Here is a 21,978-nt window from a genome sequence, read left to right as displayed (position 1 = left end):
GGCGGCCGTGACCGGAGTGAGACCGGGAGGGTTGCCGACGATGGTGGGGCGGCTGGGGCTTGAACCCAGGACCGACGGATTATGAGTCCGCTGCTCTGACCGACTGAGCTACCGCCCCGCGCCCGGCATGAGTGGGCGGCCGGGCGTCGGGGAGCCTATCGCGCGGTCGGAGCTGAACCTGGGCTGGTCGTGGAGTGGGGCGGCCCCGCTGGATTGAACCTGTGGCCGACCGCCACGGACTGACGGCTGATCCACAGGTTCGTGCCAGCCCCGGGACAACACGGTGCCTCACCTTGGTGGAGACAGACACCCGAAGAAAGGCACACCATGGACAGCGGAGCGTTCAAGAACTACGACGCCTCGAATGCCGACCTCCCGGAGGGCACGCCGACGGCGCCGATGGCGGCCCCGCAGGCGACGGCCCCGCAGGCGACGGGGGAGCGGCGCACCCTCAGCACGCGGGCGATCGCCGTTGGTGCCGTGGGCCTCGCCGCGGCCGGCGGCTTGGCCGTGGCCGGCGCCACGATGGCCAACGCCGACGATGCCCGCACGGGCTTCGGCACGTCCAGCGAGCAGGGCGGCATGGGTGGCTACGGCTACTCCGGCGGCGAGACCGATGGCGAAGGGGGTCGTGGCGGTCACCACGGCGGTCCCGGCGGCATGGGCGAGGCGCCGTCCGGCGAGGCGCCGTCCGGCGAGGCGCCTACGGGCGAGGCCCCCGACGGGGACTGCCCGGACGGCGCTGGCGAGGCGCCGGAGCGCGGTGAGGGGCAGAGCGAGGGCACGACCGAAGGGGAGTCGACCTCCTTCGACATCTGAGTCGGTGGCCAGCAGCGGGAGGTGCCCTCGGGGTGCCTCCCGCTGTGGTGCTCCGGGGGCTCGAGGGGCGGGACGGGCGAAAAGAGTCCAACGTCAACCGGCGTGACTGCTGGTACTTGTGGTGAATCTGGTGTTTCATGGGTCCAGACAGTTCGCTGTCCCACAAATTGCGCGCGCAAGCGCGCACATCTCGGCCAGAGAGCCGGTCTCGTGAGTGCACGGCGTTGGGGAAGACGTCCATCGCACTCAAGGAGGACCGGATGTCTGCGTCAACGCACACAACCCGCGGCGTGATCTTCATCCACTCGTCGCCCACTGCGCTGTGCCCGCACATCACGTGGGCCATCGAGTCGGCGCTCGACACCCGCGTGTCCCTGGACTGGACGGCTCAGCCGGCCGGTCCCTCACTCATGCGCACCGAGATCTCGTGGACAGGCAAGCCCGGCACCGGAGCGGCGATCGCCAGCGCGCTGCGCGGGTGGGACAACGTCCGCTACGAGATCACCGAGGAGCCCAGCCCCGGCCTCGACGGCTCCCGCTGGCAGCACACCCCGTCGCTCGGCATCCACCACTCGTGGATCTCGGCCGCCGGTGACAACGTCATCAACGAGGACCGCCTGCGCGAGGTCATGACCTTGGCGGCCGGCGCCGGTGAGGCGATCGAGGACATGCTCCACGAGATGCTCGGCACCGACTGGGACGCCGAACTCGAGATCTTCCGCCACGCCGGCGAGGGCGCGCCCGTTCGCTGGCTGCACAAGGTCGGCTGACGACGGCACGAGGACCCGGACCGAGCTCTGCGAGGGAGGACCGGAGGGCCGAGGAAGTCGACAGGATGACGCAGGTCGGCTGACGACGGCACGAGGACCGGAGGCCCGAGGAAGTCGACAGGATGACGCAGGTCGGCTGACGACAGCCTGAGGGCACGACGAAAAGCTGCCGGACCCGCTGTGTGCGCGGGGCCGGCAGTTTTTCGTGTGCCCGATTCAGAGCGGGATGTTGCCGTGTTGTCCTCGCCGCTGGGGCGCCTCCGCGAGCGCCGTGGCGATCGCGGAGCGGGTGACCGCCGGCTCCACGATCTCGTCGACGACACCGATCTCGACCGCTCGGGCGAGACCACCGGAGAGCACGTCGTGCTCATCGGCCAACTCCTGCTCCACGCGGGCGCGATCGGCGTCGTCCACCTCGGCGAGCTTGCGACGGTGCAGGATCCGGATGGCGGCGACCGACCCCATGACGGCCACGTGGGCGTCGGGCCAGGCGAACACCTTCGTCGCCCCGAGCGACCGGGCGTTCATGGCGATGTAGGCACCGCCGTACGTCTTGCGCGTCACGAGCGTCACCCGCGGCACGACCGCCTCGGCAAAGGCGTGCAGCAGTTTGGCGCCGCGGCGCACGACGCCGTCCCACTCCTGCCCGACACCAGGCAGGTAGCCCGGCACGTCGACGAGGACGATCAGGGGCACCCCGAAGGCGTCGCACATCCGCACGAACCGCGATGCCTTCTCCGCGGAGGGGGAGTCCAGGCAGCCACCGAGCCGCATCGGGTTGTTGGCGATGACACCGACCGTGCGGCCGCCGAAGACCCCCAGGGTCGTCACGATGTTCGGTGCCCACTTCGTGTGCAACTCGACGACTTTCGTGTCGGTGTCGAGGAGGTCGTCGATGACGGGGTGCACGTCGTAGGCCCGCTTCGCGGACTCGGGGAAGGACGCCGACAGGTCGCGGTCCTCGACGCCGGCGGCGTCGAAGGTGCCCTGGTTGGCGAGCAGCGAACAGAGTGTCCGGCCCCGCTCGAAGGCGTGGTCGATGGAGTCCGCGAGCACGTGCACGACCCCGGAACGGCGGCCGTGGGGCTCGGGTCCGCCGAGGCGGAGGGCGTCCACGGCCTCACCGGTCACCGAGCGGACGACGTCGGGTCCGGTGACGAAGATGCGCCCCTCGGGGGCGAGGATGACGAGATCGGTCAGCGCGGGACCGTAGGCGGCGCCACCTGCGGCGGCCCCGATGACGATGGAGATCTGGGGGATCTTGCCGGACGCGCGGGTCATGATCGCGAAGACCAGACCGACGGCGTGCAGCGAGACGACGCCCTCGGGCAGCCGGGCGCCACCGGAGTGCCAGATGCCCACGATCGGCACGTCGTCGGCGAGTGCGCGCTCGTAGGCCAGGACGATGTCCTCACAGCCGGCGACGCCCATCGCGCCACCCATGATCGTGGCGTCGGAGCAGAAGGCGACGACGGGCGTGCCGTCGACGGTCCCCTTCGCCGCGAGCACCCCGGAGTCGTCGTCCGGGACGAGCAGCTCGACCGAGCCCTCATCGAGGAAGGCGGCGAGGCGCGCGTTGGGGTTGCGGGGATCCTCCTCGCGAGGAACCTTGACCTTCGTCGCGCGCGACACGGTGGCCGACGCGGGATTGGGCTGATGGGCCATCAGACGCTCCGGAAGGTGAGGGCCACGTTGTGGCCGCCGAAGCCGAACGAGTTGTTCAGCGCTGCGATGTCGCCTGCGGGCAGGACCCGGTGCTCGCCGTGGATGACGTCGAGTCTGATCTCGGGGTCGAACTCGTCGAGGTTGATCGTCGACGGAGCGAGTCGGTGGTGCAGGGCCAGGACGGTCAGCACACCCTCGAGGGCGCCGGCAGCGCCGAGCAGGTGACCGGTCATCGACTTCGTCGCGCTCACCGGCATGTGGTCTGCCTCGTCGCCGAAGGCCCGCCGGATGGCGTTGGACTCGGCCACGTCACCCACGGGGGTGGAGGTGGCGTGCGCATTGATGTGCACGATGTCGGCCGGGGTGAGGCCGGCGCTGTCGACGGCCTCGACCATGGCGCGGGAGGCGCCGGCGCCGTCCGGCTCGGGCGCGGCGATGTGGTGGGCGTCGGCCGACATGCCGGATCCGGCGAGGACGGCGTAGATGCGGGCGCCACGGGCGCGGGCGTGCTCCTCGGACTCGAGAACCATGACCCCGGCGCCCTCACCGAGGAGGAAGCCGTCGCGTCCGGTGTCGTAGGGCCGGGAGGCCGCGGTCGGGTCGTCGTTGCGCGTCGAGAGGGCCTGCATCGCGGCGAAGCCGGCGATCGGCAGCGGGTGGACGCACGCCTCGGTGCCTCCGGCGACGACGACGTCGGCGCGACCGTCGCGGATCATCGCGGCGGCGTAGGCGATGGACTCGGCGCCGGACGCACAGGCGGACACGGTGGCGTGGGCACCGGCGCGGGCGCCGAGCGCGAGCGAGACGTTGCCCGCGGCGCTGTTGGGCATGAGCATGGGGATCGAGAGGGGCAGGACGCGACGGGGACCCTTGGTCCGCAGCGCTTCCCACGCCGACACGATGGTGGTCAGGCCGCCGATGCCGCTGCCGATGGCGACACCCAGGCGCTCGGGGTCCACCTCGGGGGAGCCGGCGTCCGCCATGGCCTCACGTGCGGCGATGAGGGCGTACTGGGCGTTGAGGTCGAGCCGCTTGGTCTCGACGCGGCTGAGCACGTCCGCGGGGTCGTCCTTGATTTGCGCGGCGAAGGTGACCGGCAGGTCGAACTCGGTGACCCACTCGGCGGACAGGCTCCGGGCGCCGGACTGGCCGGCCAGGAGGGCCTCCCACGTCTGCGCGACGGTGCCGCCCAGCGGCGTGGTGGCCCCGAGGCCGGTGACGACGACGGTGGGGGTGGACATCAGGTGCTCTCCTTGGGACGGACGGCGCGTGCTGGCGAAGGGGATCGGTGGCCACGGCCGGCCGCGTGGGCCGGCCGTGGCAGCCGGATCAGGACTGGGCGCCCTGGATGTAGGCGACGGCGTCGCCGACGGTCTTGAGGTTCTTGACCTCCTCGTCGGGGATCTTCACCCCGAACTTCTCCTCCGCCGTGACGGCGATGGTCATCATCGACAGGGAGTCGATGTCGAGGTCGTCGGTGAAGGTCTTGTCAGCGGTGACCTCGTCGGGTGCCAGACCCGTCTCCTCGTTGACGATCTCGGCGAGTCCAGCGAGGATCTCCTGCTCGGTGAAGGCCATGTGCCTGCTCCATTTCTCTTCGGTGTGTGTCATCGAAAGGTGTTGCGGTGCAACGTGTTTCTGGCCCGAGATCACCCGCTGAGCCACCGGGAGACGAGTGCCCGTCAGGGCAGGACCACGACCTGGGCCGCGTAGACGAGCCCGGCGCCGAAGCCGATCTGGAGGGCGAGGCCGCCGTGCGGGGCCTCGCCCTCGCGCAGCATGCGCTCCGTGGCCAGGGGGATGGAGGCCGCCGACGTGTTCGCCGTCTCGGCGATGTCACGGGCGACGGGGATGTCCGCCGGGAGGTGGAGGGCCTTGATCATGGCGTCGATGATCCGCATGTTGGCCTGGTGGGGGATGAAGGCGTCGAGCTGGTCGGCGGTGATCCCGGCGGCGTCGAGCGCCTGCTGGGCCACCTTCGCCATGCTCCAGACGGCCCAGCGGAACACCGTGGGGCCCTGCATGCCGATGGCCGGCCAGTCGGTCGATCCGTCGCGCAGGGTCAGCCAGCTCTCCCGCTGGGTGATGGCGTCGCGCATGGTGCCGTCGGAGCCCCACACCGTCGGGCCGATGCCGGGCGTCTCCGACGGGCTGATGACGGCGGCACCGGCGCCGTCGCCGAAGATGAACGCGCTCGAGCGGTCGGTCGGGTCGGTGAAGTCCGAGAGCTTCTCGACGCCGACGACGAGGGCGTGCTCGGCCGTGCCGGTCCGGACGAGGTCGCTGGCGACGGCCACGCCGTGGCAGTAGCCGGCGCAGGCGGCCGAGATGTCGAAGGCGGGTGCCGTCAGGCCCAGCCGGGAGGCCACCTCGGGCGCCGCGCCCGGGGTCTGGAAGGGGTGGGTCACCGTGGCGACGATGACGAGGCCGATCTGGTCGGGCGTCAGCCCGGCCTCCTCGATCGCCTGACGAGCCGCGATCTCCGACATGTCGATCACGGACTCGTCCGGGGCGGCGCGGCGGCGGCTGATGATGCCCGAGCGCTCGCGGATCCACTCGTCGGAGCTGTCGATCGCGTCGACGAGCTCGGCGTTCATGACGACGCGCTCGGGACGGTAGCCACCGACACCGGAGATCCGGGAGTGGCGCAGGCTTTCCGTCGCGGCGAGTGAGGCGCGCGGGGTGATCGACCGCTGGGGAGCTTCGTGGGTGGTCATGTCACTCTCCCAGGGGGTGGAGTCGCAGGATGGGCTGGCCGGGGGAGACGGGGTCCCCGTCCTCGACGAGCCACTCGACGACCTGGCCGCCGTGCAGGGACGTCACGTCGTGGGACTCGCGCAGGGTGCTGATCCGGGCGATGACGGAGCCGACGTCGACGAGGGTCCCGACCTCGCTCGCCTCGATGGCGACGGTGCCCTTGTGGGGCGCGACGACGAGGCGCCACGTCGGGGAGTCCTGGCGGACCCCCTTCGCGCCGTGCTCCCGCACCATGCGATGCGCGGCCTCGAGGTCGTCCGGGGTCTTGAGCGCCAGCGTCTCGACGCCCTTGAGTGCGCGCTTGGCCAGGCCGGTCAGGGCGCCGGCCGGGGGGATCTCGATGAAGCCCGTGACGCCGAGGTCGCGGAAGGTCTCCATGCACAGGTCCCAGCGGACGGGGTTGCTCACCTGGCTGACGATCCGGCGCAGCACCTCGCGGCCGTCGTGCAGGACGGCGCCGTCGGCGTTGGAGACCAGCGGCACGCGGGCATCGTGGGTGGACACGGCCCGGGCGAGGGCGCCGAGCCGCTCGACGGCCGGTGCCATGTGCCGGGTGTGGAAGGCGCCCGCGACCTTGAGCGGCATGACGCGCGCCTTGGCGGGTGCGTCGTCGGCGAAGGCCGCGAGCTGGGTCAGGGTGCCGGCGGCGACGATCTGTCCGGCGCCGTTGCGATTGGCGGCGGTCAGGCCGTGCCGTTCGATGGCGGCCATGACCTCCTCCTCGTCACCGCCGAGGACGGCGCTCATGCCCGTGGGGGTCACGGCGCTGGCCGTGGCCATCTCGCGGCCACGCTCGCGGACCAGGACCATCGCCTGCTCGGCGGAGATGACGCCGGCGGCAGCCGCGGCGGTGATCTCACCGACCGAGTGTCCGGCGCCGGCCCCGACGGCGCGGAAGCCGTCGGCCGGGTGGGAGAAGAGGGCGAGCATGGAGATGAGACCGCCCGCGACGATGAGTGGCTGGGCCACCGCCGTGTCCTTGATCGTCGCCTCGTCGGAAACGGTGCCGTGGGCGACGAGGTCCATCCCGGCCGCGGCCGAGAGCCAGGTCAGGCGCTCGCGGGCGCCCGGGAGCTCGAGCCAAGGGGAGAGGAAACCGGGGGTCTGGGAGCCCTGTCCAGGGCAGGCGATGACGAGCACGAGTCCCACGATGTCCCACCGCCGCGCCGCGACCCGTGGTCGAACGGCACCAACATCACGGCGCGTTGTTGGAGGATCCCTCCAAAAGCCGTCCATGGGCGAGCGCCAGACGGATGGTGAGGGCATCGTGCGGGTCGGCCGGGTCGAAGCCGATGAGTGAGGTCACCTTGGTGAGGCGGTAGCGCACGGTGTTGACGTGGACGAAGAGGGCCCGCGCGGTCGCCTCGAGCCCGTGGCCCTCGCGGAGGTGCACCTCGATCGTCTCGCGCAGGGTGGGGGCCTGCGTGAGGGGTTCCCAGATCGCGGAGAGGAGTTCGTCGCGGGCCTGGGTGTCGCCGGCGATCGTTCGCTCGGCGATCAGGTCGGAGGCGAGGCACGGCCGCGGGGCCTGCGGCCAGGCCGGCGCGGCGCGCAGCCCGGACAGTGCGGCGACGGCCGAGACCGACGCGCGGGCGAGATCGGGCACGACGGGACCGATGACGACGGGTCCGCGACCGAAGTGGCTGCTCAGGTGGGATCCGACCTCGGCCGGGTCCTGGACGTCGCCGACGAGGCAGAGGAGGTCCGCGCCCTGGACGGCGACGAGCGTGGGATGCCCCGCGCGGGCCGCCGCGCGGCGCAGGCCGTCGACGATCGCGGCGACGTCGATGTCGCGCCCGGCGGGACGCGGCACCTGACCGGCGATGACGCAGATGTCCTGGACGCCCTGCCAGCCGAGGGCTGCGGCGCGGGAGTGGATGGCGGGGTCCACGTCGCCGCGCAGCGCCGCGTCGACGACGAGTGCCTCGAGGCGGGCATCCCAGGCGCCGCGCTGTTCGGCAGCCTGGGCGTAGACATGGGCCGCGCCGAAGGCCACCTCTCGGCTGTAGCGCAGGACGGATTCGCGGAAGGGCGCGACTTCCTCCTCGGTCGCGGCGAGTTCCTCGACGTGCGCCTCGACGGTCTCGACGACGCTTCGGACGAGGTCGAGGGTCTGGGCCAGGGTGATCGAGCGGGTCAGCTCGCGCGGGGCGGCCTCGAAGACGCTCGTGGTGTCGGGAGCGTCGTCGCGCACCCATGCGATGAAGTCGGCGATGCCCGCGTGGGCGACGCCGGACACCCATGACCGCTCGCGCGCGGGCAGCTCCCGATACCAGTGGTACTGGGTCTCCATCTGCTGGGTCGCCGCCGTCGCGAGGTCGCCCGCGCTGCGCCCGAGGCGACGTTTGGTCCCCGCCGAGATGGCGGGGGAGTGCTTGGCCATGGGAGCAGCCTAGTTGTGTCAGGTGCACAAGACCCGGCCGCCAGGGCAGGCGGCCGGGTCTCGTGTCGGTGAGTTGTCGTCGTCAGTCTGAATCCTCTCGACGGACTCCTCGGCCCTCCGGTCCTCCCTCGCTGGCGCTCGGTCGATCCTCAGGCCTTCGTCGTCAGTCTGAATCCTCTCGACGGACTCCTTGGCCCTCCGGTCCTCCCTCGCTGGCGCTCGGTCGATCCTCAGGCCTTCGTCGTCAGTCGGTCCCGAACTCCATGGCGGCCCGGTCCAGCGCCTCATCGGACTCATCCGAGGCAGCAGCGGGGTTGGAGGCGATCTGAGCCGCCCCACCCGGCTCGAGGCTGCCGACGAGGTCGCGGTGACCCACGCCGAGCTGACCCTGGGCGGCGTACAGCTCGAGCTTGGCGCGCGAGTCGGCGATGTCGAGGTTGCGCATCGTCAGCTGACCGATCCGGTCGACGGGCCCGAAGGCGGCGCCCTCGGTGCGCTCCATCGAGAGCTTGTCCGGGTGGTAGGAGAAGTTGTCGCCGCGGGTGTCGATGATCGAGTAGTCCTCGCCACGACGCAGGCGCAGCGTGACCTCGCCGGTGACGGCGGAGGCGACCCAGCGCTGGATCGACTCGCGGATCATCAGCGACTGCGGGTCCATCCAGCGACCTTCGTAGAGCAGTCGCCCGAGGCGGCGGCCCTCGTTGTGATAGCTGGCGATGGTGTCCTCGTTGTGCACGGCGTTCAGGAGCCGCTCGTACGTGATGTGCAGGAGCGCGAGGCCCGGGGCCTCGTAGATGCCGCGGCTCTTGGCCTCGATGATGCGGTTCTCGATCTGGTCGCTCATACCGAGGCCGTGACGACCACCGATCGCGTTGGCCTCGAGGACGAGGTCCACCGGGTCGAGTTCCTTGCCGTTGATGGCGACGGGTCGACCCTGGACGAAGCGGACGGTGACGTCCTCCGTGGCGATGGCCACCGACTCGTCCCAGAACCGCACGCCCATGATCGGCTCGACGATCTCGAGCGACTCGCTGAGCAGCTCGAGGGTCTTGGCCTCGTGCGTGGCGCCCCAGATGTTGGCGTCGGTCGAGTAGGCCTTCTCCGCGCTGGCCCGGTAGGGCAGGTCGCGGGCGGTCAACCACTCCGACATCTCCTGGCGACCGCCGAGCTCGCTGACGAAGGCGGCGTCGAGCCACGGCTTGTAGATGCGCAGGCCGGGGTTGGCGAGCAGCCCGTAGCGGTAGAAGCGCTCGATGTCGTTGCCCTTGTAGGTCGAGCCGTCGCCCCAGATCGAGACGCCGTCCTCCTGCATGGCGCGCACGAGCAGGGTGCCGGTCACGGCACGCCCCAGCGGGGTGGTGTTGAAGTACGTACGGCCGCCACTGCGGATGTGGAAGGCGCCGCACGCGATCGCTGACAGGCCCTCCTCGACGAGCGCCGAGCGGCAGTCGACAAGGCGCGCGAGCTCGGCTCCGTACTGACCGGCGCGGCCCGGGACGGAGTCGATGTCGGGCTCGTCGGCCTGGCCGAGATCGGCCGTGTACGTGCACGGGACGGCGCCCTTCTCACGCATCCAGGCAACGGCGACTGAGGTGTCGAGGCCGCCGGAGAAGGCGATGCCGACACGCTCACCAACAGGGAGGGAGTTCAGGACTTTGGACACGCGAACCAGCCTAGGGCCTGCCCCGTGGACGTCGTCACCCGCACCCTCCCCGTGCTGGCGCCGGTGCGGTCAGCAGGACATCCAGATGTTGTCCATTTCGTCGCGTGTGCGTCACCTCGACGTCGGACGAACCGGGATCCGCTGGCCCTAGCGTCGCGCCACATGACCCGAATGCGCATCACCCTCGCCGCCGCCCTGAGCGGCCTCGTCATCGTCCCCGCCGCCGTCGCGCCCGCCACGGCGGCCCCGCACAGCAAGGCCGACTCCTCCGCGTCGAACGCCCGGCAGTTCACCGACCCGCTGGTCATCGCGCACCGCGGCGCGTCCGGCTACCGCCCGGAGCACACGCTGGCGGCCTACGAGCTGGCCGTCCAGATGGGGGCCGACTACATCGAGCCCGACCTCGTCATGACCAAGGACGGCGTGCCCGTCGACCGCCACGAGCCGGAGATCTCCGGCACCACGGATGTGTCTGCCCACCCCGAGTTCGCCTCCCGCAAGACCACCAAGATGCTCGACGGTGTCGCGACGACCGGTTGGTTCACCGAGGACTTCACGCTCGCCGAGCTGAAGACCCTGCGCGCCAAGGAGCGCCTTGGCGCGATGCGCCCCGTGAGCCAGTCCTACGACGGCCAGTTCGAGGTCCCGACCTTCCGCGAGGTCCTCGAGTTCCGCGAGTACCTCGAGAAGAAGTACAAGCGCAAGGTCGGCATCATCCCCGAGATCAAGCACTCGACGTACTTCGTCGAGCAGGGCGTCCCCGCCGAGGCGCCGGTCGTGGACCTCGTCAAGGAGTTCCACCTCAACCGCCCGAGCGCCCCGCTGTCGATCCAGTCCTTCGAGCTGTCCAACCTCATCGAGCTGCGCGAGGAGCACGGTTTCAAGGCCGGCGCCGTCTTCCTGACGACCGTCAAGGGTGCGCCGTACGACCTCGTCGCGAAGGGGGACCCCCGCACCTACGCGCAGCTGACGTCCGCGGAGTCCCTGGGTGAGCTCAACGAGTGGATCACCGGTCTCGGCCCGGAGAAGAACGCGGTCATCGCCCGCAAGGCCGACGGCACCCTCGGTGAGGAGACGACGCTGGTCAGCGACGCGCACGCCGCCGGCCTCGTCGTCACGCCGTGGACCTTCCGCGCGGAGAACACCTTCCTCCCCGTGGACTACCGCTCGAGCACGGACCCGGCCGCCTGGGGCAACATGCACGACGAGGCGATCCGGTTCATGGAGGCCGACGTCGACGGTCTCTTCTGCGACCAGCCCGACATCTGTGTCGCGGCTCGCGAGGAGTTCCTCGCCGGGCAGTGACCCACCCGTCATGACGAAGGTCGCCCCACCCGGGATCGGGTGGGGCGACCTTCGTCATGGGCGGCGGCGATGCCTCAGGCGTCGCCACCCGCGTTGCCGGAGGTGCCGGCCGTGACGTCGAGCAGGCGGTACTGCTCGGCAGCCTTACCCGGGACGTCCTGCGCGACCCAGCCGCGCTCGGCGAGCATCTGCAGCGCCCGCACGGCCATGGACGGACCGTCGATGTGGAAGTACCGACGCGCGGCGGCGCGGGTGTCGGAGAATCCGAACCCGTCGGCACCCAGGGCCGAGAACTCCTCGGGAACCCACGGCCGGATCTGGTCCTGGACCGCCTTCATCGAGTCGGAGACCGCCACGACCGGACCGAAGGTCTCCTCGAGGCGCTGCGTGACGTACGGCTTGCGGGCTTCGAGCTCCGGGTGGAGGAACTTCTGCTCGTCGCATGCCATGGCGTCGCGGCGCAGCTCGGTCCACGAGGTCACCGACCAGACGTCGGCGACGACGCCCCAGTCGTCGCGCAGCAGCTGCTGCGCCTCGAGGGCCCACGCCATACCGACACCGCTCGCGAGCAGCTGAGTGCGCGGGGGCTTGTCGCCCAGGCCCTCGGTGTTGCCGGGGGCGTAGAGGTACATGCCCTTGAGGATGCCCTCGACGTCGACGTTCTCCGGCTCCTTCGGCTGCACGATCGGCTCGTTGTAGACCGTGAGGTAGTAGATGAGGTTGCGCTCGGGACCGTCCTGACCCTCGCTCGCGTCCTCGCCGTACATCCGCCGCAGACCGTCCTGCATGATGTGCGCGATCTCGTAGCCGAACGCCGGGTCGTAGGAGACGACCGCGGGGTTCGTCGAGGCCAGCAGCAGGGAGTGGCCGTCGGCGTGCTGGAGCCCCTCGCCCGTGAGCGTGGTGCGACCGGCGGTGGCACCGATGAGGAAGCCGCGGGTCATCTGGTCGGCGGCCGCCCAGATGCTGTCCGCCGTCCGCTGGAACCCGAACATCGAGTAGAAGACGTAGACCGGGATCATCGGCTGGCCGTGCGTGGCGTAGGACGTACCCGCCGCGGTGAAGGCGGCGACCGAGCCCGCCTCGTTGATCCCCATGTGCAGGATCTGGCCCTGCTCGGACTCCTTGTACGCCAGCATCAGGTCGGCGTCGACGGAGGTGTAGCGCTGCCCGTGCGGGTTGTAGATCTTTGCCGTCGGGAAGAACGAGTCCATCCCGAAGGTGCGGGCCTCGTCCGGGATGATCGGCACGATCCGCTTGCCGAACTCCTTGTCCCGCATGAGGTCACGCAGCAGTCGGACCCACGCCATGGTCGTGGCGATCTGCTGCTTGCCCGACCCCTTCTTCACGGCGGCGTAGGCGTCGTCGCCGGGCAGTTGCAGCGGCTTGTGGGCCACGCGTCGCTCGGGCAGACCGCCGCCGAGCTTGGCGCGGCGCTCGAGCATGTACTTGATGACCTCGTCGTCGGGACCGGGGTTGTAGTACGGCGGCTTGTAGAGGTCCTTCTCGAGAACCTCGTCGGAGATCGGGATCCGCAGGCTGTCGCGCAGGCCCTTGAGGTCCTCCATCGTCAGCTTCTTCATTTGGTGCGTGGCGTTGCGCGCCGCGAAGTGGCTGCCCAGGCCGTAGCCCTTGATCGTCTTCGCGAGGATGACCGTGGGCTGGCCGGTGTGCTGCACCGCCGCCTGGTAGGCCGCGAACACCTTGCGGTAGTCGTGACCGCCGCGCTTGAGCTTCCACCACACGTCCTCGTCGGACCAGTCCTCGACGAGCTTGCGCGTGCGCGGGTCCCGAGCGAAGAAGTGCTCGCGCACGAAGGCGCCGTCGTTGGCGCGGTAGGTCTGGTAGTCGCCGTCGGGCGTCTGGTTCATGAGGTTGACCAGGGCGCCGTCGCGGTCGGCCGCGAGCAGCGGGTCCCAGCCGCGACCCCAGACCACCTTGATGACGTTCCAGCCGGCGCCGCGGAAGTAGGCCTCGAGCTCCTGGATGATCTTGCCGTTGCCGCGCACCGGACCGTCGAGCCGCTGCAGGTTGCAGTTGATGACGAAGGTGAGGTTGTCCAGTTCGTCGTTCGCGGCGGCCTGGAGCAGACCGCGGGACTCGACCTCGTCCATCTCGCCGTCGCCGAGGAAGGCCCAGACGCGCTGGTCGCTGGTGTCCTTGATGCCGCGGTTGTGGAGGTACTTGTTGAACTGCGCCTGATAGATCGCGTTCATCGGGCCGAGGCCCATCGAGACCGTCGGGAACTCCCAGAAGTTCGGCATGAGCCGCGGGTGGGGGTAGGAGGGGAGGCCCTCGACCTTGCCGTCGACGATGTGGCTGTGCTCCTGACGGAAGCCGTCCATCTGCGACTCGGTCAGGCGGCCCTCGAGGAAGGCGCGCGCGTACATGCCGGGGGAGGCGTGACCCTGCATGAAGATCTGGTCGCCGCCGCCGGGGTGGTCCTTGCCGCGCCAGAAGTGGTTGAAGCCCACTTCGTAGAGGGTCGCGGCGGAGGCGTACGTCGAGATGTGGCCGCCGACCCCGATGTCGGGGTGCTGCGCCCGGTGCACCTGCACGGCTGCGTTCCAGCGCAGATAGGCGCGGTAGCGCCGCTCCATCTCCTCGTCGCCGGGGAACCAGGGCTCGGCCTCGACGGGGATGGTGTTGACGTAGTCCGTCGTGGTGAGGGAGGGGACACCCACCTGCATGGCGCGGGCCCGCTCGAGCAGGCGCAGCATGACGTAGCGCGCACGATCGCGGCCCGCCTCGTCGATCAGGCCGTCGAGGCTGTCGAGCCACTCGGCGGTCTCGTCGGGATCGATGTCCGGGAGACTGGTCGGGATGCCGTTCAGGATGGGACCGGCGCCGTCACGTCCAACCACGATGGTGTCCTTTCTGGGATGCGCACGTGTGGTGCGCGGACTCCTGCCATCGTCCCGTATGCGTGGTGAGCGTCACAACAGGGGGTCGGTGGGCCGACCCCGGACGCGGATCCGGCGCCTGCACCGACCAGAGTCAGGGCGCCATGCTGAGGAAGACGAAGGCCAACCCGAGCACGATGTGCAGGGAGCCGTGCAGCCGCAGGGCGCGGCCGGGGACGACGGTGAGAATGCCCAGCGCGACGGTCATCGCCAGCAGGACGAGGTGGGTCGGCGCGAGCCCGAGGTCGAGCGGGGCGTCGACGAAGAGGGTCGCGACGGCGAGCACGGGGATGGTCAGCCCCACGCTCGCCATGGCCGATCCGTAGGCCAGGTTGAGCGAGGTCTGCACCCGGTCCCGCCCGGCCGCCTTCGCTGCCGCGAGGGTCTCCGGCGCGAGCACGACGAGGGCGATGACGACGCCGACGAAGGAGTTCGGCAGGCCCGCCGCGCGCACGGTCGACTCGATCGCCGGGGAGGCGACCTTCGCCAGTCCGACGACGGCCACGAGGGAGACCAGCAGCAGCGCGAGGCTCGTCCACGTGGCGCGCGCGGTCGGGGGCTCGGCGTGATCATCCTCGAGCAACCCGCCGTGCTCGCGGTCGACCGGCAGGAAGAAGTCGCGGTGCCCCTGGGTCTGGGTGAGCACGTAGACGAGGTAGAGCACGAGGGAGGAGACGGCGGCGAAGGCCAGCTGCGCCCCGGTGTAGCGCGGGCCCGGGTCGCCGATGGTGAAGGCGGGGATGACCAGGCACAGACCGGTCACCATGATGACCGTGGCCAGGGCGGCGCCCGTGCCCTCGGGGTTGAAGACGGCCGTCCCGTGGCGTCGGGAGGCGATGACGAGGGCGATGCCGACGATGAGGTTCGTCGTGATCATCACCGCGGCGAAGACGGTGTCGCGCGCCAGCGCGGACGCGTCGTCGCCACCCGAGGACATGAGCATCAGGATCAGCCCGACCTCGATGACGGTCACGGCGACGGCCAGCACGAGCGAGCCGAAGGGTTCGCCGACCCGGTGCGCGATGACCTCGGCATGGTGCACCGCGGCCAGCACCGCGGATCCGAGCACCAGGGCGACGAGAGCGACAACCACGGTGGGCAGCCCCTTGCCCGGGTAGGTGAGGGCGAGGACGACGGCGCCCACGACGGGGGCCAGGCTCGTCCACTGCAGGAGCGGGTGGCGCGGGCTCGTGTCGACCATGGCCCCATTCTGCCGGTCGACCGCCCAGCGGCCGGGCACGCCCTGCCCGGCTCGTCCGGTGGGGCAGACTGACGACGTGACCACTCCGACGCCCGACGCCCCGGGTCGCGCAGCCCCGCCGATGGCCGCCGTCCACCTCCACGACGACGGCGATCTCGCGTGGCAGCGAGTGTCGCCGCGGTTGGCGACGGGGCGCAGCATCGTGGCCACCGCCACCGTCGTGCCGCTGATCATCGCCGCCATCGCGGCGGGCATCGTGGTCGATCACTGGGCCCTCTTCGTCCTCGCCATCGCCCTCGTCGGGCTGCTGGTGTGGGTGCTCGTCGTCGTCCGGCGCCAGGTGGCCGCGACGTCGTGGGTCGAGCTCGACGAGGACCTCGTCATCCGTCGCGGAATCATGTTTCGGCGGCTGGCGTCCCTGCCGTACGGACGGCTGCAGTACATCGACATGAACTCCGGTCCGCTGGCGCGACGGCTGGGCTACACCTCGCTGACCATGCACACCGCGTCGCCCGGATCGAGTGGGTCCCTGCCCGGCGTACCCATCGCCGAGGCCGAGGCCCTCCGCACCCGGGTGCTCGCGCGCGGGGAGTCGCAGCGGGCCGGGCTGTGACGCCCCGATCCACCGACGGGTGGCAGAGGTTCCACCCGCTGACCCCCTTCGTGCGTGGCGGCCTGATCCTTCTCGGCGTCGTCGGCTACGCCTTCTCACAACAGGTCGAGCGCTTCACCGGTGGCGGCAGCGAACCGGACGACGCGTTCCTCGGTGACCACCTCGCCTGGGCGGCGGCGGTCCTGCTGCTCGTCGTGGCCGGGGCGGTCGCCGTGGGCTGGGCGGTGTGGTTCGCGTCGCGCTTCCGACTGGGGGAGGCCTCGGTCGAGCTGCGACGAGGGCTCGTCTTCCGCGAGCACCGGCAGGTGCGGGTCGACCGCATCCAGGCCGTCGACATCACCCGGCCCCTGCTCGCTCGGCTCTTCGGACTCTCGGAGGTGCGCATCGAGTCGGCCGGCGGCTCGGACTCGCACATCTCGCTGGCGTTCCTCTCCAAGGACCGTGCGCTCGAGGTGCAGGACGAGGTGCTCGCCCTGGCCCGTCGTGGCCGGACGCCCCAGAGCGGGGGTTTCGACGGCGGGGGCCCGGTGGGTCAACAGACGGCCGATGGCGACCTGGCCGGTGCCGATCTGACCGGTGCCAGCATGCCCGGAGGGTTGGTGCGGGGGTCCGCCCGTCTGTCGACCCTGCTGCGCATCCCCGTCAGCCGGATCGTCCTCTCGCACGTCGTCCACCCCGGCATGCTCCTCATCCTGCTGCTGATACCCGCCGCGATCGGCGCCCTGTGCCTCGGGTGGACGGCGGCGCTGCCGGCGCTCCTGCCGGTCCTGATCGGTGTCGGCCCCGCCCACATCGGGTCGCTGCTGCGCTGGTGGAACTACGAACTCGGCGCGGACGACGACGTCGTCCAGATCCGTCACGGACTCACCGACCTGCACACCTCGACGGTGCCGCTGGCCCGGGTCCAGGCCCTGCAGGTCGTGCAACCGCTGTGGTGGCGTCCCCTCGGCTGGTGGCGGGTCCAGGTCAACGTGGCGGGCGTCGCCAACCTCACTGAGGACAAAGGTGCGCAGACGACGGTGCTCCCCGTCGCCACCCTCGACGAGGCGCTGCGCGTGGCCGACCTGCTCGTACCAGCCACCCACGTCGGCGCGCTCGCGACGGCACTGACGGCGGGGACGCTGCCAGCCCCCTTCGTCGTCGTGCCGCCGCGCGCGCGGTGGCTCGACCCGCTCGTGTGGCGCCGCCGCGGCTACGCCGTGACGACGGGGGCTCTGCTGACGACGCAGGGACGCTTCGGACGCCGCGCCGAGGTCGTGCCGCACGGCAAGGTCCAGTCACTGGCCCTGAGCCAGGGACCGCTCGAGCGCCGCCTCCGCCTCGCGGACGTCACCCTCGTCTCGACGGTCGGTCCCGTGGCGCCCGTCGTGCGCCACCTCGACGTCGCCGCGGCCCACACGCTGCTCGCCGAGCAGGCCGCCCGATCGGTCGCGGCGGCGAGGCTGGTTGCGCATTCGCCCCAGACCTAGTGGACTGTGCCGCAATGAACAGCACAGACGACGACCAGCGGAGGACAGACGTGAGCACGTCCGCGGCAGCGGATTCGGCCGGCCCGGCCACCAAGCTCGGCTTCGGCGTGGGCCAGGTGATCCAGGAGTTCGGCTACGACTCGGACGTGGACGACGACTTCCGCTTCGCGCTGGAGGACCTGACGACCACCGAGCTCGAGGACGAGGACTACACCGGCGCTGCGGACGGCATCCTGCTGTGGTGGCGTGACGGCGACGGCGATCTGACCGACGCTCTCGTCGACGCCCTCACGATGCTGAGCGAGGGTGGCTCGATCGCGCTCCTGACGCCGCGGGCCGGTCTCGACGGGGAGGTCGACGCCAGCGAGATCGAGGAGGCCGCCGTCACGGCGGGCCTGCACGCCTCGGGCACGGCCAAGGTCGGCGACGACTGGCTGGCCATGCGCCTCGTCTCACCGAAGACCGGGCGACGCTGACTGATCGCCGCGCGGCTGGCAGACTCCCACCCATGACCACTGCGACCGACACCAGCCAGCCGATCACCGTGGGCGACCTCGCCCCCGACTTCACCCTCAAGGACCAGAACGGTCAGGACGTCACGCTGTCGTCCTTCCGAGGCGAGAAGAACGTCGTCATCGTCTTCTACCCCTTCGCCTTCTCCGGCATCTGCACCGGTGAGCTGTGCGAGATCCGCGACAACCTCGGCGCCTTCGTCTCCGACGACGTCCAGGTCCTCGCGATCTCCTGCGACCCGATGTTCTCCCTGCGCGCCTTCGCCGACAAGGAGGGCTACTTCTTCCCGCTGCTGGCCGACTTCTGGCCGCACGGCGAGGTCGCCCAGGCCTATGGGGTCTTCAACGACAAGGCCGGTATGTCCGTGCGTGGCACCTTCCTCGTCGACACCGAGGGTCGCGTGCGCTGGTCGCTCGTCAATGCCCCCGGTGAGGCGCGTGACTTCTCGGGCTACCACGAGGCGCTGGCCTCGCTGGCCTGACCTGACAGAATGACCGTCCGGCGGGGCCCGCGCACGACGCGTGGGTCCCGCCGAGGGCCTGTAGCTCAGTTGGTAGAGCACCGCGTTTACACCGCGGGTGTCGTCGGTTCGAGGCCGGCCGGGCCCACATGGCAGCGACGAACGAGGCGTCAATCGAGTCCGAGAACGACCTCACTCTGGGCGAGGTCGTCGCCGAACTGGAGCGTCTCTATCCGACCGACACGGCCCAGTCGTGGGACCAGGTCGGTCTCGTCAGCGGCGACCTCGAGCAGCCGGTGCGTCGCGTCCACTTCGCCGTCGACCCCACTCTCGCCGTCATCCGGGAGGCGAGCGCGGCCGGTGCCGACCTCCTCATCACCCACCACCCGCTCCTGCTGCGCGGCATCCACTCGGTCGCCACGACGAGCGCGAAGGGGGCCGCGGTCACGGCCCTCGTCGTCGACGACCTGGCGTTGTGGGTGGCCCACACCAACGCCGACGTGGCCGACCCCGGCGTCAACACCGCGCTGGCGCGCGCGTGTGGCCTCACCGAGAGCGTCCCGCTGACCGAGCCCGAAGGTCGCCCGCTCGGGCGCGTCGGCGACCTCGCCGAACCGGTGACGCTGGCCGCCTTCGCCCAGGCTCTCGCGGAGCGGCTGCCCGAGGCACCGTGCGGCGTGCGCGTGGCCGGGCCCGCCGACGCGCTCGTCCGCCGCGTGGCCGTGCTCGGGGGCGCCGGCGACGGGGAGTTCGATGCCGTGCGGGACAGCGGCGCCGACGTCTACGTGACGGCGGACCTGCGCCATCATCCCGCCCTCGAGGCCCGCGAGGAGTCACGCGGGGGACCGCCGTACCTCATCGACGCCGGGCACTGGGCCACCGAGTCGCTGTGGCTTCAGGGCGCGGCGGACGAGCTCGCGGCGCGGATGTCGGAGCAGCGGCCCGCCGCAGGTAGGTTGGAGACTCACATCAGCACAGTGCGCACCGACCCGTGGGACTTCGTCGTCGGTGCACGTCCGCCAGGAGGCACCCCGTGAAGGCCGACCCGACTCAGCAGCTCCGGTTGCTCGACCTGCAGGCGATCGACACGCGTCTCGATCAGATCCGGCATGCGGCCACGCGGCTGCCCGAGATCGCCCGTCTCAGCGAGCTGGAGGACCGCACCGTCGCCGTGCGTGCGGACCTCGTTCGAGCCGAGACGGCACTGGCGGACATCCAGTCCGAGGTGGCGCGCGCCGAGTCCGACGTGCAGCTCGTGCGCGAGCGCATGGCGCGTGACCAGCAGCGTCTCGACTCCGGCAGCGGCTCGTCCAAGGACCTCCAGGCGCTCCAGCACGAGGTCGCCAGCCTCACTCGGCGCCAGGGCGAACTCGAGGACGTCGAGATCGAGGTCATGGAGCGCGCCGAGACCGCCGAGGCCGACGTCGCCCGCCTGCGGGCGGAGCGTGACGAGCTGGCCGGCTCCGAGGGTGAACTCGTGGCTGCGCGGGACGCCGCCCTCGCGGAGCTCGACAAGGAGAGGGACGAGTTGACGGTGCCGCGCGAGACGCTCGTCTTCCAGGTGGGCAAGGACCTCCTGGCGCTCTACGAGAAGGTCCGCGCCCACAGCGGCGGTCTCGCGGCGTCGGCCCTGCGGGCGCGCCGGTGCGGCGGCTGCCAGCTGGAGCTCAACCCCATGGAGCTCAAGCGACTGGCCGCGGCGCCCGCCGACGAGGTCCTGCGCTGCGAGGAGTGCGACCGGATCCTCGTGCGGACGGCCGAGTCGGGCCTGCCCGCGTGAGCGCTCGCCGTCGCCTGCGTGTCGAGGCCGACGGCGGCTCCCGGGGCAACCCGGGCGTGGCTGGCTACGGCGCGCTGGTGCGTGATGCCGTCACCGGTGAGTTGCTCGTCGAGCGCGCAGCACCGCTGGGGAAGGCGTCGAACAACGTCGCCGAGTACCGCGGGCTGATCGCCGCACTGGACGCCGCCCGGGCCATCGACCCCAGCGCCGACGTCGAGGCGGCCATGGACTCCAAGCTCGTCGTCGAGCAGATGTCGGGCCGCTGGAAGATCAAGCACCCGGACATGCGTGAGCTCGCCCTCGAGGCCCGGGACATCGCCGCGGACATCAGCGCCGCCGGCGGATCGGTGACCTACCTGTGGATCCCGCGCGCCCAGAATTCGGACGCCGACCTGCTCTCCAACAAGGGCATGGACGGACTGACCATCGACACCCTCGGCGACGACGTCCCGGAGGTGCCCGACGACGATCGCCTCGAGATGACCGCGGAGGAGTCGCTGCCCGCGCCGCCTCCGGCGACGGGTCGACCCGAGGGTGAGCCCACGCGGATCGTTCTCGTGCGTCACGGCGTCACCGTCTTCACCGAGCAGGGGCGCCTCGACGGGCGCGGGGGAGCGGATCCCTCGCTGAGCCCGGCGGGTCGCGCGCAGGCGGAAGGGGCCGCGCGCGCGGCCGTCCACCTCATCGCCGGTCGCGAGGTCCGGGTCGTCACGTCCGAGTTGGCGCGGGCGAAGGAGACCGGCGCCGTCATCGCCGAGGCCCTCGGGGTCACGCCGGTGACCGACGCGGCGTTCGACGAGCAGAGCTTCGGCGACTGGGACGGCGCCAGCGCGCGGGAGCTCATGGCGGGCGAACTCGACGCCTTCGAGCGCCTGCGCTCCGACCTCGACTACGCACGCCCGGGCGGAGAGAGTCACCGCGAGATGACGAGCCGGGTGGTCGAGGCCTTCGAGGCGCTCGTCGCGGGCGGCGGGACCGTCGTCGTGGTCTGCCACCGCAAGCCGATCATGGCCGTTCTCGGGCACGTCCTCGGGATCGGCGACCCGTCGCGGTTGTGGCGCCTCGCGGCCGCCCCCGGGTCGCTCACCGCGATCGAGGCCTGGCCGGGCGGGGAGGCCATCGTGGCCTTCACGAACAGGACATGACGGGGCTTCCCTTCGGGCTCGATCTGTCCACCCACGGCGGCATCGTCGGCGGTCTGCTCTACGGCTTCGTCTCGGCCTGGTTGCCGGTGCTCAACGCCGAGGTCTTCGTGGCCGGGGTCGCCGCGGCCGCGCCCCACTCCTGGTGGGGCCCGGTCATCGCGATGTCGGTGGCCCTGGCCCTCGGCAAGTCGATCCAGTTCGTCGCCCTGCGTCACGGCGGCGGGTGGCTGCTGGACCGCTGGGGTCCCCGATCTGGTGGGCCTCCGCGCACGGACATCGCCGTGTGGCGGCAGCGCGTGCGGGCGCTGGGGCGGCGACTCGTGCGCCAGCTCGACCACCCCGTGCGCGGGCCGGCCATCATCGCGCTCAGCTCGGCGACCGGCCTGCCGCCCCTGACCCTCGTCACGCCGGCCGCGGCCGTCCGGCGCACGCCCCTGTGGGTCTTCGTCACGGCGACGATCCTCGGACGCATCGGCCTGGGGCTGGTCCTCGGGCTGCCCATCGCCCTCGCGCGCGCCTGACGAGCCAGCGA

At 71.2% G+C, this 21,978-nt stretch carries 20 protein-coding genes and 2 tRNA genes; 12 read left to right on the top strand and 10 right to left on the bottom strand.

Going from position 1 to position 21,978, the window contains the following annotated elements:
- Positions 1–41 precede the first annotated feature (41 nt).
- A tRNA-Ile gene (locus tag ACQBAS_RS07560) sits at positions 42–118 on the bottom strand.
- Positions 119–327: 209 nt separating this feature from the next.
- On the opposite strand from ACQBAS_RS07560, the gene ACQBAS_RS07555 reads away from it, so the two are divergent.
- Together ACQBAS_RS07555 and ACQBAS_RS07550 are read left to right on the top strand one after the other, a co-directional pair.
- Complete coding sequence (locus tag ACQBAS_RS07555; protein WP_427383198.1) at positions 328–819, top strand: hypothetical protein; 492 nt, start codon at positions 328–330, stop codon at positions 817–819.
- 260 nt (positions 820–1,079) lie between these two features.
- Positions 1,080–1,589, top strand: a complete 510-nt coding sequence (locus ACQBAS_RS07550; protein WP_427383197.1) for a DUF3145 domain-containing protein — start codon at positions 1,080–1,082, stop codon at positions 1,587–1,589.
- 216 nt (positions 1,590–1,805) lie between these two features.
- Here ACQBAS_RS07550 and ACQBAS_RS07545 read toward each other — a convergent pair whose 3' ends face one another.
- The 7 genes from ACQBAS_RS07545 to argG form a co-directional block, all read right to left on the bottom strand.
- The gene (locus ACQBAS_RS07545; RefSeq protein WP_427383196.1) at positions 1,806–3,254 is read right to left on the bottom strand and encodes an acyl-CoA carboxylase subunit beta; all 1,449 of its coding nucleotides are present in this window, start codon (positions 3,252–3,254) and stop codon (positions 1,806–1,808) included.
- Positions 3,254–4,495 carry a beta-ketoacyl-ACP synthase II gene (fabF, locus tag ACQBAS_RS07540; protein WP_427383195.1) on the bottom strand — a complete coding sequence of 414 codons (1,242 nt, stop codon included), beginning with the start codon at positions 4,493–4,495 and terminating at the stop codon, positions 3,254–3,256. Before fabF ends, ACQBAS_RS07545 begins: the two co-directional genes overlap by 1 nt.
- 88 nt (positions 4,496–4,583) lie before the next feature.
- Positions 4,584–4,832, bottom strand: coding sequence for an acyl carrier protein (locus ACQBAS_RS07535; protein WP_427383194.1), 249 nt, complete (start codon positions 4,830–4,832; stop codon positions 4,584–4,586).
- Positions 4,833–4,936: 104 nt separating this feature from the next.
- A complete protein-coding gene (locus ACQBAS_RS07530; RefSeq protein WP_427383193.1) occupies positions 4,937–5,971 on the bottom strand; it encodes a beta-ketoacyl-ACP synthase III in 1,035 nt (344 codons plus the stop codon).
- A gap of 1 nt (position 5,972) precedes the next feature.
- The gene (locus tag ACQBAS_RS07525; RefSeq protein ID WP_427383192.1) at positions 5,973–7,160 is read right to left on the bottom strand and encodes an acyltransferase domain-containing protein; all 1,188 of its coding nucleotides are present in this window, start codon (positions 7,158–7,160) and stop codon (positions 5,973–5,975) included.
- 46 nt (positions 7,161–7,206) lie between these two features.
- A complete protein-coding gene (locus tag ACQBAS_RS07520; RefSeq protein WP_427383191.1) occupies positions 7,207–8,394 on the bottom strand; it encodes a PucR family transcriptional regulator in 1,188 nt (395 codons plus the stop codon).
- A gap of 244 nt (positions 8,395–8,638) precedes the next feature.
- Positions 8,639–10,057 carry an argininosuccinate synthase gene (argG, locus tag ACQBAS_RS07515; protein WP_427383190.1) on the bottom strand — a complete coding sequence of 473 codons (1,419 nt, stop codon included), beginning with the start codon at positions 10,055–10,057 and terminating at the stop codon, positions 8,639–8,641.
- Positions 10,058–10,219: 162 nt separating this feature from the next.
- Here argG and ACQBAS_RS07510 point away from each other — a divergent pair, with 162 nt between their 5' ends.
- Positions 10,220–11,362 (top strand): glycerophosphodiester phosphodiesterase, encoded by a 1,143-nt coding sequence (locus tag ACQBAS_RS07510; protein WP_427383189.1) that lies wholly within the window; start codon positions 10,220–10,222, stop codon positions 11,360–11,362.
- A 74-nt stretch (positions 11,363–11,436) separates the two neighbouring features.
- On the opposite strand, the gene aceE is transcribed toward ACQBAS_RS07510, so the two are convergent.
- Together aceE and ACQBAS_RS07500 are read right to left on the bottom strand one after the other, a co-directional pair.
- Positions 11,437–14,226 carry a pyruvate dehydrogenase (acetyl-transferring), homodimeric type gene (aceE, locus tag ACQBAS_RS07505; protein WP_427383188.1) on the bottom strand — a complete coding sequence of 930 codons (2,790 nt, stop codon included), beginning with the start codon at positions 14,224–14,226 and terminating at the stop codon, positions 11,437–11,439.
- A gap of 133 nt (positions 14,227–14,359) precedes the next feature.
- The gene (locus tag ACQBAS_RS07500; RefSeq protein ID WP_427383187.1) at positions 14,360–15,466 is read right to left on the bottom strand and encodes a calcium:proton antiporter; all 1,107 of its coding nucleotides are present in this window, start codon (positions 15,464–15,466) and stop codon (positions 14,360–14,362) included.
- A gap of 76 nt (positions 15,467–15,542) precedes the next feature.
- Between ACQBAS_RS07500 and ACQBAS_RS07495 the strand changes: the two genes are divergently transcribed.
- From ACQBAS_RS07495 to ACQBAS_RS07455, 9 genes are all read left to right on the top strand, one after another.
- Positions 15,543–16,079 carry a PH domain-containing protein gene (locus ACQBAS_RS07495; protein ID WP_427383186.1) on the top strand — a complete coding sequence of 179 codons (537 nt, stop codon included), beginning with the start codon at positions 15,543–15,545 and terminating at the stop codon, positions 16,077–16,079.
- Positions 16,076–17,548, top strand: a complete 1,473-nt coding sequence (locus ACQBAS_RS07490; RefSeq protein WP_427383185.1) for a PH domain-containing protein — start codon at positions 16,076–16,078, stop codon at positions 17,546–17,548. The genes ACQBAS_RS07495 and ACQBAS_RS07490 overlap by 4 nt, the downstream gene beginning before the upstream one ends.
- A gap of 50 nt (positions 17,549–17,598) precedes the next feature.
- Complete coding sequence (locus ACQBAS_RS07485) at positions 17,599–18,024, top strand: DUF3052 domain-containing protein (protein ID WP_427383184.1); 426 nt, start codon at positions 17,599–17,601, stop codon at positions 18,022–18,024.
- A 32-nt stretch (positions 18,025–18,056) separates the two neighbouring features.
- Entirely contained in the window at positions 18,057–18,542 is a 486-nt protein-coding gene (locus ACQBAS_RS07480) for a peroxiredoxin (RefSeq protein WP_427383183.1), read from the top strand.
- A gap of 54 nt (positions 18,543–18,596) precedes the next feature.
- Positions 18,597–18,669, top strand: a tRNA-Val gene (locus ACQBAS_RS07475).
- A gap of 1 nt (position 18,670) precedes the next feature.
- Positions 18,671–19,558 (top strand): Nif3-like dinuclear metal center hexameric protein, encoded by an 888-nt coding sequence (locus tag ACQBAS_RS07470; RefSeq protein ID WP_427383182.1) that lies wholly within the window; start codon positions 18,671–18,673, stop codon positions 19,556–19,558.
- Positions 19,555–20,301, top strand: a complete 747-nt coding sequence (locus ACQBAS_RS07465) for a zinc ribbon domain-containing protein (RefSeq protein ID WP_427383181.1) — start codon at positions 19,555–19,557, stop codon at positions 20,299–20,301. Before ACQBAS_RS07470 ends, ACQBAS_RS07465 begins: the two co-directional genes overlap by 4 nt.
- Positions 20,298–21,446: a bifunctional RNase H/acid phosphatase gene (locus ACQBAS_RS07460; RefSeq protein ID WP_427383180.1), complete on the top strand. Its 1,149-nt coding sequence runs from the start codon at positions 20,298–20,300 to the stop codon at positions 21,444–21,446. The genes ACQBAS_RS07465 and ACQBAS_RS07460 overlap by 4 nt, the downstream gene beginning before the upstream one ends.
- Positions 21,443–21,967, top strand: coding sequence for a hypothetical protein (locus ACQBAS_RS07455; protein ID WP_427383179.1), 525 nt, complete (start codon positions 21,443–21,445; stop codon positions 21,965–21,967). Before ACQBAS_RS07460 ends, ACQBAS_RS07455 begins: the two co-directional genes overlap by 4 nt.
- Positions 21,968–21,978: the final 11 nt, after the last annotated feature.

Origin of the sequence: Janibacter zhaoxuefangae, from assembly GCF_050271985.1 — a bacterium.
Taxonomy (GTDB): domain Bacteria; phylum Actinomycetota; class Actinomycetes; order Actinomycetales; family Dermatophilaceae.
Note: the sequence above shows the minus strand (reverse complement) of the source record. Positions and strands in the feature narration are given on the sequence as shown.

What these genes read in the sequence shown, in the direction of transcription:
- ACQBAS_RS07555 (WP_427383198.1), top strand. Translation starts at nt 328, where the DNA reads ATGGACAGCGGAGCGTTCAAGAACTACGACGCCTCGAATGCCGACCTC.
- ACQBAS_RS07550 (WP_427383197.1), top strand. Translation starts at nt 1,080, where the DNA reads ATGTCTGCGTCAACGCACACAACCCGCGGCGTGATCTTCATCCACTCG.
- ACQBAS_RS07545 (WP_427383196.1), bottom strand. Translation starts at nt 3,254, where the DNA reads ATGGCCCATCAGCCCAATCCCGCGTCGGCCACCGTGTCGCGCGCGACG.
- fabF (WP_427383195.1), bottom strand. Translation starts at nt 4,495, where the DNA reads ATGTCCACCCCCACCGTCGTCGTCACCGGCCTCGGGGCCACCACGCCG.
- ACQBAS_RS07535 (WP_427383194.1), bottom strand. Translation starts at nt 4,832, where the DNA reads ATGGCCTTCACCGAGCAGGAGATCCTCGCTGGACTCGCCGAGATCGTC.
- ACQBAS_RS07530 (WP_427383193.1), bottom strand. Translation starts at nt 5,971, where the DNA reads ATGACCACCCACGAAGCTCCCCAGCGGTCGATCACCCCGCGCGCCTCA.
- ACQBAS_RS07520 (WP_427383191.1), bottom strand. Translation starts at nt 8,394, where the DNA reads ATGGCCAAGCACTCCCCCGCCATCTCGGCGGGGACCAAACGTCGCCTC.
- ACQBAS_RS07510 (WP_427383189.1), top strand. Translation starts at nt 10,220, where the DNA reads ATGACCCGAATGCGCATCACCCTCGCCGCCGCCCTGAGCGGCCTCGTC.
- ACQBAS_RS07500 (WP_427383187.1), bottom strand. Translation starts at nt 15,466, where the DNA reads ATGGTCGACACGAGCCCGCGCCACCCGCTCCTGCAGTGGACGAGCCTG.
- ACQBAS_RS07480 (WP_427383183.1), top strand. Translation starts at nt 18,057, where the DNA reads ATGACCACTGCGACCGACACCAGCCAGCCGATCACCGTGGGCGACCTC.
- ACQBAS_RS07470 (WP_427383182.1), top strand. Translation starts at nt 18,671, where the DNA reads ATGGCAGCGACGAACGAGGCGTCAATCGAGTCCGAGAACGACCTCACT.
- ACQBAS_RS07455 (WP_427383179.1), top strand. Translation starts at nt 21,443, where the DNA reads ATGACGGGGCTTCCCTTCGGGCTCGATCTGTCCACCCACGGCGGCATC.